The following is an 8,032-nucleotide window of genomic DNA, read 5'->3' on the forward strand; positions in this document are numbered from 1 at the left end:
ATGTTCCTGCCAGTGTCTGGGTGAGTCGTGCCTGGGCTGTACCGCGCCTCGATGGCGGGCAGCGCTCGGCAGCCGGATGTACACAGGGGAACGGATGGACCGGGGAAGAAATTAGCCCCCATCGGACGGCGGACGCAGGCGCTGGGCGGCTGCGACAGTTTGAAGCACTTCACAGCTTTCGGCTTAGAACCGAAGCGAATGAAAACTCATTAACTTTCGTATTTGACAATCATTATCATTCTGAATAGTTTGTCGCACGTCGTAGGAAGCCTCCCCGAGGGGTGTGCTCCTTTTCCTAGCTGAGACAAGGTGAAATTTCCATGGCGGAACAACTGTCCACAAGTAAGTGCGATTCACCACTGCTCCAGGCATTCGTCGACAACCGCAGCATCCTGGTGAAGATCGCCGCGCGCATCACCGGCTGCCGCTCCCGCGCCGAGGATGTGGTGCAGGATGCCTTCTTCCGGCTCAGCGCCGCGCCGCAGATCACCTCGTCGTTCAAGGCCCAGCTCAGCTACCTGTTCCAGATCGTGCGCAACCTGGCCATCGACCACTACCGCAAGCAGGCCATGGAGCTGAAATACTCCGGCAGCGAGGAGGAAGGGTTGAACGTGGTGATCCAGAATGCCTCGCCGGAACACACCCACATCAACCTGGCCACCCTCGAGCACATCGCCGAGGCGCTCAACGAGCTGCCCCAGCGCACCCGTTACGCCTTCGAGATGTACCGCCTGCATGGTGTGCCGCAGAAGGACATCGCCAAGGAGCTGGGGGTGTCGCCGACGCTGGTCAACTTCATGATCCGTGATGCCTTGATTCATTGCCGCAAGAGCAGCCGCCAGGCTTGACATTCCAAGGGGCCGCTTCGCGCCCCATCGCGGCACAAGGCCGCTCCTACAGGGAATTGCATTGTTCTGTAGGAGCGGCCTTGTGCCGCGATGGGCCGCGAAGCGGCCCCTGCTGCATCACACCAGCTTGCAACGATCGAAGAACCGCTCGCGCCCCAGGATCATCAGCGCTGCGCGCTTGTGCGGGAAGTCGAATTCCTTTTCGCAGTGGAAGCACTGGTCCTGCATGTAACCGATCATCTTGCCGTTGTCGGCGCGCGGCTCAGCCACTACGCGCTGGGTGCGCGGGTCGTCGAGGAACAGGTAGTGCACCAGCGCCGACAGCCAGCTGGCAACTTTGTGCGGGCCGCGCTGCGTCTCTTCGCCCACCAGCATGTGGATGCCGCGGTCGTAGTCGTCGGCCGGGTAGAACGGCGCGATGCGATCTTCCTTGGCCCAGTACGCCTCGAAATAGGCGAACGGCTGGTCGTCGAAGCAGCCGATCAGGGTCAGGGTGTGGGGGTCGTGCTCAAGCTTGGTCAGGTACTCGCGGTGCTGCGCAAGCGAGCCACCCTCCTGCCAGAACTGCACGACCCGTGGGTTGTTCTGCCAACGGTTGAAACGCTCAAGGTCCTGCTCGATTTCCAGGGTGCGCAGCGATACCCAGCTGCCCAGGCGTGCGTCGAAACGGCGGTAGACTTCGCCACGCGGCTTGGGCGCGCGGCGTGGATGACGCTTGCCGTTGCTGATCTGCATCTGCTGGGGGTAGAGGTCGGCCATCGCATCGCCCAGCCACGGCTGGGGCAACTGCCAGAACAGCGTGCGCTCGCACAGGTAGTGGCCGGGTTGCTCGGTGGCCACCAGCAAGCCACTGGCCAGCGCGCGCAATGGCGCCTGCGGCAGCTGCCAGGCCAAGCGCTGGCAGGCCGGGTCGCGCGACAACAGCCAATAGCAGGCGGCCCACAGTGCTTGCTCGGGGCGCTCGGGGCAGCAGTGCTCGAGGTGCACCTGCAGCACGTCGGCCGGCACCAGGCGCACCGTGATCAGCGGGCGCCCTTCCAGGGTCAGGCTCAGGCGGCAATCACCCTCGTCGGCCTGCAGGCTGTGCCAGCGTGGCGCATGTTGGGGCGGCGAAGCGGCATCGAACGGCATGGTCTTGGCTCACGGGAAAGGAAAGAAAGGCTCACTGCTCAGAACGTGGCCCAGCCCGTGGAATTTAGTCGCGTGGTGCCTCTACGGTGATCTGGTAGGGCTGGAAAATACGCAGCAGCTCGCCGTTCTCACGCAGCTGGCGGAGCAGGCCGGCGAACGCTTCGGGGCTGATGGGGGCACCGGGACGCAGCAGCGCGTAGTGGTGGTAGATCTGGTCGACCCGCTGCGAGGCCAGCAACTGGCCGCTGCTGTCGGGGTTGCGCTTGAGAAAATCGCTGAGGTAGGAGCGGGTGACCAGGGCGATGTCGGCGCGCCCGCGCTCGACCATGTTCAGGTTGCTGTCGTGGGAATAGGTCAGGGTCGCCCGGTAGCGTTTCTTCAGGTAGGCGGGGTCGGGGTTGAAGTCGGCGAAGGCGTAGTGATAACCGTTGAACAACGCCAGGCGCTTGCCGTCCATCTCATCGAAATAATGCTGGTCACGCCCGCCCTGGCGCGTGACGAAGATCTCGGCGTCTTCCAGCCCCATGTCCACGGTCTGGTGGGCTATCCCCTGCCAGCCCCACTGCGGGTTCTCGAAGATCGCCATGTCGGTGCGGCCTTGCTGGAAGTCACCGAACCGGCGCGGGATCGAGGTGGGTACCAGGATGAAGCGGTAACCCGGTTGCAGGCGATTCAGCGCTTCGGCCAGCTGCGGCAGCAAACCACTGTCGGCACCCTGCTCGGGGCGTACGGTGTAGGGCGGGAAGTGCGCCGCGCCGATCCTCACTTCGACCGCCTCGCCGGCCTGCGCGGCAGCCGTCAGCGACAACGCGGCGAACAGCAGCACGGAACAGGAACGCTTGAGGCTGGGCAGTGGGATCAAGTCGAGACACTCGTCACGGGAGGTGGCCTGGATGCGCTTAAGCTAGGCGTTTTCCCAAGCCGGCACAACCGCCGGATATGCCAAAGTGCCAGGGGATGTCGCGGGCCGCGACATTGGCTAACCTCTACCAACCCGCGCCTGAACCCGTGGGCCATCGTGCATTGATAGGGAGCCTGGCATGGGCCATTGGTTGGTGATCGACCTGGAAGCTACCACCGACGACGGCGGCTGGCCGGTCACGGAGATGGAAATCATCGAAATCGGCGCGAGCCTGGTGACCCGCGAAGGGCGCGAGGTCGACCATTTCCAGCGTTTCGTGCGGCCCAAGCGGCGCCCGCAACTGACGCCGTTCTGTCGTGAGCTGACGCACATCAGCCAGGCCGATGTCGACGGCGCCGAGACCTTCGCGGTGGTGTGGGGGCAGTTCGAACGTTGGCTCGGCGATCACCAGGCGCAGTTGCAGGCCTGGGTCAGTTGGGGCGACTACGACCGCAAGCAACTGCTGCAGGAATGGCACCTGCATCACCAGCGCAGCCTGCTCGAGCAGCTGCCGCACATCAACCTCAAGCAGCGCTTCGCCAAGGCCCGCCACCTGCAACGCCCGGCCGGGCTCAACAGCGCGCTGCAACTGGCCGGGCTGCAGTTCAGCGGGCAGCAGCACCGGGCCCTGGAAGACGCGCGCAACACCGCCCGGCTGCTGCCGTCGAGCCTGCCGGCGAGCGGTGCCTGAAACAGATGACGCAGGGGTTGGCCTTGGGCATACTGGCCAGCCCTTTTTTCATCCCCCTTTTCAGGAGTCGCCCATGTTCAAGGTCAATGAGTACTTCGATGGCACCGTCAAGTCGATCGCCTTCGAAGGTAAGGAAGGCCCGGCCACCGTGGGCGTGATGGCCCCGGGCGAATACGAGTTCGGCACCGCCAAGCGCGAGATCATGCACGTGGTGTCCGGCGCCCTGACCGTCAAGCTGCCAGGCAGCGACAACTGGGAAAAGTTCGAGGCGGGCAGCCAGTTCAATGTACCGGCCGACAGCAAGTTCCAGCTGAAGGTGGCCGTTGATACCGCTTACCTGTGCGAATACCGCGACTAAGCGTTAGCCTCTGGCGCCCCTATCGCGGGGCAAGCCCGCTCCCACGTGAGAGCGGGCTTGCCGCGGGATTTCAATCCCGCAAGAACCCCGCCACCTTTTCTGCCGCCGCCTGCAAATGCTGTTCATGGCTGAACCCCGAGGCCTTCAGCGGCTTCAGGTCATGATCCCCCGCCACCAGCCAGCTCACTTCGATCGCCGGCGATAGTTCATACCCCTCGACCGCTTCCCGATTGCCCAGGGCATCGCGCTCCCCCTGCACGATCAGCGTGCGCGTGCGCAGCCCGGCCAGGTGCTCGACGCGGGGTTTCTCCGGCTTGCCCGCGGCATAGAACGGATACCCCAGGCACACCAGCGCATCGGCCCCCAGCTCATCGGCCAGCAGGCTGGCCATGCGCCCGCCCATGGACTTGCCGCCGACGGCCAACACCCCCGCGACCAAAGGTCGCACTTGGTTGTATACATCCCGCCAGCATTCGAGCAGCACCTTCTGCGGATTGGGCGGCCGGCGGCCCCCATCCACACGCCGCTGGGCCATGTACGGGAACTCGAAGCGCACCACCCCTACCCCTTGCCCCGCCAGCCTTTGCGCCATGTCCTCCATGAACCCGCTGTCCATCGGCGCGCCGGCGCCATGGGCCAGGATCAGGCAGCTGGAAACGCTGCGATCCTGCGGCATTTGCGGAGGATCGCAGCGCAAGCCTGGGACATTTGCGATCTTCGCCCATTGATCCCCGTCAATACAGGCACTTTGCCCATTAATCATGCTTGCCTCGCTGTCTAGCCTGCCTATAACCGTGGATGGGAACCCATACATGAACACAACCAGCAGTACCGCCTACAACTATCAGGTGGTCCGCCAATTCGCCATCATGACGGTGGTGTGGGGCATCGTCGGGATGGGGCTCGGCGTCTTCATCGCCGCCCAGCTCGCCTGGCCCGCCCTCAACCTTGACCTGCCGTGGACCAGCTTCGGCCGCCTGCGACCTTTGCACACCAACGCGGTGATCTTCGCCTTCGGCGGCTGTGCCCTGTTCGCCACCTCGTATTATTCGGTGCAACGCACCTGCCAGACCACCCTGTTCGCACCGCGCCTGGCCGCGTTCACGTTCTGGGGCTGGCAACTGGTGATCCTGCTGGCGGCGATTAGCCTGCCGCTGGGCTACACCAGCTCGAAAGAGTACGCCGAACTGGAATGGCCGATCGACATCCTGATCACCATCGTCTGGGTCGCCTATGCCGTGGTGTTCTTCGGCACGCTGATGAAACGCAACACCAAGCACATCTACGTGGGCAACTGGTTCTTCGGCGCGTTCATCCTCACCGTGGCGATCCTGCACATCGTCAACAACCTGGAGCTGCCGGTCAGCCTGACCAAGTCGTACTCGGTGTACGCCGGGGCTACCGACGCCATGGTGCAGTGGTGGTACGGCCACAACGCCGTGGGCTTCTTCCTCACCGCCGGCTTCCTGGGGATGATGTACTACTACGTGCCCAAGCAGGCCGAGCGCCCGGTGTATTCGTATCGCCTGTCGATCGTGCACTTCTGGGCGCTGATCACCCTGTACATCTGGGCCGGCCCGCACCACCTGCACTACACCGCGCTGCCGGACTGGGCGCAGTCGCTGGGCATGATCATGTCGCTGATCCTGCTGGCCCCCAGCTGGGGCGGCATGATCAACGGCATGATGACCCTGTCGGGGGCCTGGCATAAGCTGCGCAGCGACCCGATCCTGCGCTTCCTGGTGGTGTCCCTGGCGTTCTACGGGATGTCCACCTTCGAAGGCCCGATGATGGCCATTAAGACCGTCAACGCCCTGTCCCACTACACCGACTGGACCATCGGCCACGTGCACGCCGGCGCCCTCGGCTGGGTGGCGATGATCTCGATCGGCGCGCTGTACCACACCATCCCCAAGGTGTTCGGCAAGGAGCGCATGTACAGCCTGGGGCTGATCAACGCGCACTTCTGGCTGGCGACCATCGGCACCGTGCTGTACATCGCCTCGATGTGGGTCAACGGCATCGCCCAGGGCCTGATGTGGCGCGCGGTCAACAGCGACGGCACGCTCACCTACTCGTTCGTGGAAACCCTGGTGGCCAGCCACCCCGGCTTCGTCGTGCGCTTCGTCGGCGGTGCGATCTTCCTCAGCGGCATGTTCCTGATGGCCTGGAACACCTGGCGCACCGTGCGCGCCCCCGCCGCCGAGCAAGCCACCGTCAGCGCCCAGCTGGCTTGAGGAGTAGAGCCTGATGAACCATGAAGTCGTTGAGAAAAACATAGGCCTGATGGCCCTGCTGATGGTGTTCGCCGTCAGCATCGGCGGCCTGACGCAAATCGTCCCGCTGTTCTTCCAGGACGTCACCAACAAGCCGGTCGAAGGCATGAAACCCTACACCGCGCTGCAACTGGAAGGCCGCGACATCTACATCCGCGAAGGCTGCGTGGGCTGCCACTCGCAGATGGTCCGGCCGTTCCGCGCCGAGACCGAGCGCTACGGCCACTACTCGGTGGCCGGCGAGAGCGTGTGGGACCACCCGTTCCTGTGGGGCTCCAAGCGCACCGGCCCGGACCTGGCCCGTGTGGGTGGCCGCTACTCCGATGACTGGCACCGCGCGCACCTGTACAACCCGCGCAACGTGGTGCCGGAGTCGAAGATGCCGTCGTACCCGTGGCTGGTGGCCGCGCAGGTCGACAACAGCCACACCGACACCAAGATGCGCACCCTGCGCACCCTGGGCGTGCCCTACACCGACGAGGACATCGCCGGCGCCCGCGACGCGGTCAAGGGCAAGACCGAGATGGACGCGCTGGTCGCCTACCTGCAGGTGCTTGGCACCGCGATAAAGAACAAGAGGTGAGTGCGATGGAAATGGATATCGGCATGATCCGTGGCCTGGGCACGCTGGTGGTGATGATCGCCTTCATCGGCCTGTCGCTGTGGGTGTTCAACCGTCGCCGCGACCGTGATTTCGCCGAAGCGCGCCTGCTGCCCTTCGTCGACGACCGCCTGCCCCCCGCGGGGCAGGAACCTGTCATTACTGCCGTTGTGAGGAGTAACGGGCAATGACCACCTTTTGGAGTACCTACATCAGCGTACTGACCATCGGCAGCCTGATCGGCCTGACCTGGCTATTGCTCGGCACCCGCAAGGGCCAGAGCAGCGACACCACCGACCAGACCATGGGCCACAGCTTCGATGGCATCGAGGAGTACGACAACCCGCTGCCCAAGTGGTGGTTCTGGCTGTTCGTCGGCACCCTGGTGTTCTCGGTGGGCTACCTGATCCTCTACCCCGGCCTGGGTAACTGGAAGGGCATCCTGCCCGGCTACCAGAACGGCTGGACCCAGGTGGACGAGTGGCAGAAAGAGATGGACAAGGCTGACGCCAAGTTCGGCCCGATCTTCGCCAAGTACGCCGCCATGCCGGTGGAAGAAGTGGCGAAGGATCCGCAGGCGCTGAAGATGGGCAGCCGGTTGTTCGCCTCGAACTGCTCGGTGTGCCACGGCTCCGACGCCAAGGGTTCCTACGGCTTCCCCAACCTGACCGACAAGGACTGGCGCTGGGGTGGCGAGCCGGAGACCATCAAGGCTTCGATCATGAACGGCCGCCACGGCATCATGCCGGGTTGGGCCACGGTGATCGGCGAGCAGGGCGTGGCCGATGTGGCCGCGTACGTGCTCACCAACCTCGATGGCCGCAGCCTGCCGGAAGGCGCCAAGGCCGACCCGGTCAAGGGCAAGGAGATCTTCGCCAGCAACTGCGTGGCCTGCCACGGCCCCGAGGGCAAGGGTACCCCAGCCATGGGCGCACCGAACCTGAACCACCCGCAAGCGTTCATCTACGGCTCGAGCTTCGCCCAGTTGCAGCAGACCATCCGCTATGGCCGCCAAGGCCAGATGCCGGCGCAGCAGGATATCCAGGGCAATGACAAGGTGCATCTGCTGGCGGCGTATGTGTATAGCCTGTCGCAGGAACAGGCCGCTGAAACAGTGACTGCCAAGTAACACGTCGTGGGAGCGGGCCTGCCCCGCGATGGCGCCAGGTCTGACAGGATTGTCGGGTTTACCGACGCCATCGCGGGGCAAGCCCGCTCCCACGAGC

Annotated in this window: 10 protein-coding genes; 7 read left to right on the forward strand and 3 right to left on the reverse strand. The window is 64.3% G+C overall.

The genetic code is table 11. The features are described 5' to 3' along the window. The first annotated feature begins 320 nt into the window (after positions 1 to 320). On the forward strand, positions 321 to 848 hold the full coding sequence (locus IX761_RS24505; protein ID WP_194792082.1) for an RNA polymerase factor sigma-70: 528 nt from the start codon (positions 321 to 323) through the stop codon (positions 846 to 848). Positions 849 to 965: 117 nt separating this feature from the next. Here the strand turns inward: IX761_RS24505 and IX761_RS24510 are convergent, their stop codons facing one another. Further along, positions 966 to 1,979: a GNAT family N-acetyltransferase gene (locus IX761_RS24510; RefSeq protein WP_194792083.1), complete on the reverse strand. Its 1,014-nt coding sequence runs from the start codon at positions 1,977 to 1,979 to the stop codon at positions 966 to 968. 64 nt (positions 1,980 to 2,043) lie between these two features. Next, a complete protein-coding gene (locus IX761_RS24515; protein WP_194792084.1) occupies positions 2,044 to 2,841 on the reverse strand; it encodes a transporter substrate-binding domain-containing protein in 798 nt (265 codons plus the stop codon). Between the two features lie 178 nt (positions 2,842 to 3,019). On the opposite strand from IX761_RS24515, the gene IX761_RS24520 reads away from it, so the two are divergent. Together IX761_RS24520 and IX761_RS24525 are read left to right on the forward strand one after the other, a co-directional pair. Then, the gene (locus IX761_RS24520; protein ID WP_194792085.1) at positions 3,020 to 3,571 is read left to right on the forward strand and encodes an exonuclease domain-containing protein; all 552 of its coding nucleotides are present in this window, start codon (positions 3,020 to 3,022) and stop codon (positions 3,569 to 3,571) included. Between the two features lie 73 nt (positions 3,572 to 3,644). Continuing rightward, entirely contained in the window at positions 3,645 to 3,929 is a 285-nt protein-coding gene (locus tag IX761_RS24525; protein ID WP_194792086.1) for a pyrimidine/purine nucleoside phosphorylase, read from the forward strand. A gap of 70 nt (positions 3,930 to 3,999) precedes the next feature. Here IX761_RS24525 and IX761_RS24530 read toward each other — a convergent pair whose 3' ends face one another. After that, entirely contained in the window at positions 4,000 to 4,692 is a 693-nt protein-coding gene (locus tag IX761_RS24530) for an alpha/beta family hydrolase (RefSeq protein WP_323744608.1), read from the reverse strand. Positions 4,693 to 4,741: 49 nt separating this feature from the next. On the opposite strand from IX761_RS24530, the gene ccoN reads away from it, so the two are divergent. The 4 genes from ccoN to ccoP are packed head-to-tail and all read left to right on the forward strand — an operon-like array spanning position 4,742 to position 7,935. Beyond that, positions 4,742 to 6,166, forward strand: a complete 1,425-nt coding sequence (ccoN, locus tag IX761_RS24535) for a cytochrome-c oxidase, cbb3-type subunit I (RefSeq protein WP_194792088.1) — start codon at positions 4,742 to 4,744, stop codon at positions 6,164 to 6,166. A gap of 13 nt (positions 6,167 to 6,179) precedes the next feature. After that, positions 6,180 to 6,788, forward strand: a complete 609-nt coding sequence (gene ccoO, locus IX761_RS24540) for a cytochrome-c oxidase, cbb3-type subunit II (RefSeq protein WP_194792089.1) — start codon at positions 6,180 to 6,182, stop codon at positions 6,786 to 6,788. Between the two features lie 5 nt (positions 6,789 to 6,793). Beyond that, the gene (locus IX761_RS24545) at positions 6,794 to 6,997 is read left to right on the forward strand and encodes a cbb3-type cytochrome oxidase subunit 3 (RefSeq protein WP_194792090.1); all 204 of its coding nucleotides are present in this window, start codon (positions 6,794 to 6,796) and stop codon (positions 6,995 to 6,997) included. Then, positions 6,994 to 7,935, forward strand: a complete 942-nt coding sequence (ccoP, locus tag IX761_RS24550; protein ID WP_194792091.1) for a cytochrome-c oxidase, cbb3-type subunit III — start codon at positions 6,994 to 6,996, stop codon at positions 7,933 to 7,935. Before IX761_RS24545 ends, ccoP begins: the two co-directional genes overlap by 4 nt. Positions 7,936 to 8,032 lie beyond the last annotated feature (97 nt).

Origin of the sequence: Pseudomonas sp. UFMG81, from assembly GCF_015354575.1 — a bacterium.
Lineage (GTDB): Bacteria > Pseudomonadota > Gammaproteobacteria > Pseudomonadales > Pseudomonadaceae > Aquipseudomonas.

Excerpts from the sequence above, each read along its gene's own strand:
- IX761_RS24510 (WP_194792083.1), bottom strand. The coding sequence starts at position 1,979 with ATGCCGTTCGATGCCGCTTCGCCGCCCCAACATGCGCCACGCTGGCAC.
- ccoP (WP_194792091.1), top strand. The coding sequence starts at position 6,994 with ATGACCACCTTTTGGAGTACCTACATCAGCGTACTGACCATCGGCAGC.
- IX761_RS24505 (WP_194792082.1), top strand. The coding sequence starts at position 321 with ATGGCGGAACAACTGTCCACAAGTAAGTGCGATTCACCACTGCTCCAG.
- ccoO (WP_194792089.1), top strand. The coding sequence starts at position 6,180 with ATGAACCATGAAGTCGTTGAGAAAAACATAGGCCTGATGGCCCTGCTG.
- IX761_RS24520 (WP_194792085.1), top strand. The coding sequence starts at position 3,020 with ATGGGCCATTGGTTGGTGATCGACCTGGAAGCTACCACCGACGACGGC.
- ccoN (WP_194792088.1), top strand. The coding sequence starts at position 4,742 with ATGAACACAACCAGCAGTACCGCCTACAACTATCAGGTGGTCCGCCAA.
- IX761_RS24525 (WP_194792086.1), top strand. The coding sequence starts at position 3,645 with ATGTTCAAGGTCAATGAGTACTTCGATGGCACCGTCAAGTCGATCGCC.
- IX761_RS24545 (WP_194792090.1), top strand. The coding sequence starts at position 6,794 with ATGGAAATGGATATCGGCATGATCCGTGGCCTGGGCACGCTGGTGGTG.
- IX761_RS24530 (WP_323744608.1), bottom strand. The coding sequence starts at position 4,692 with ATGATTAATGGGCAAAGTGCCTGTATTGACGGGGATCAATGGGCGAAG.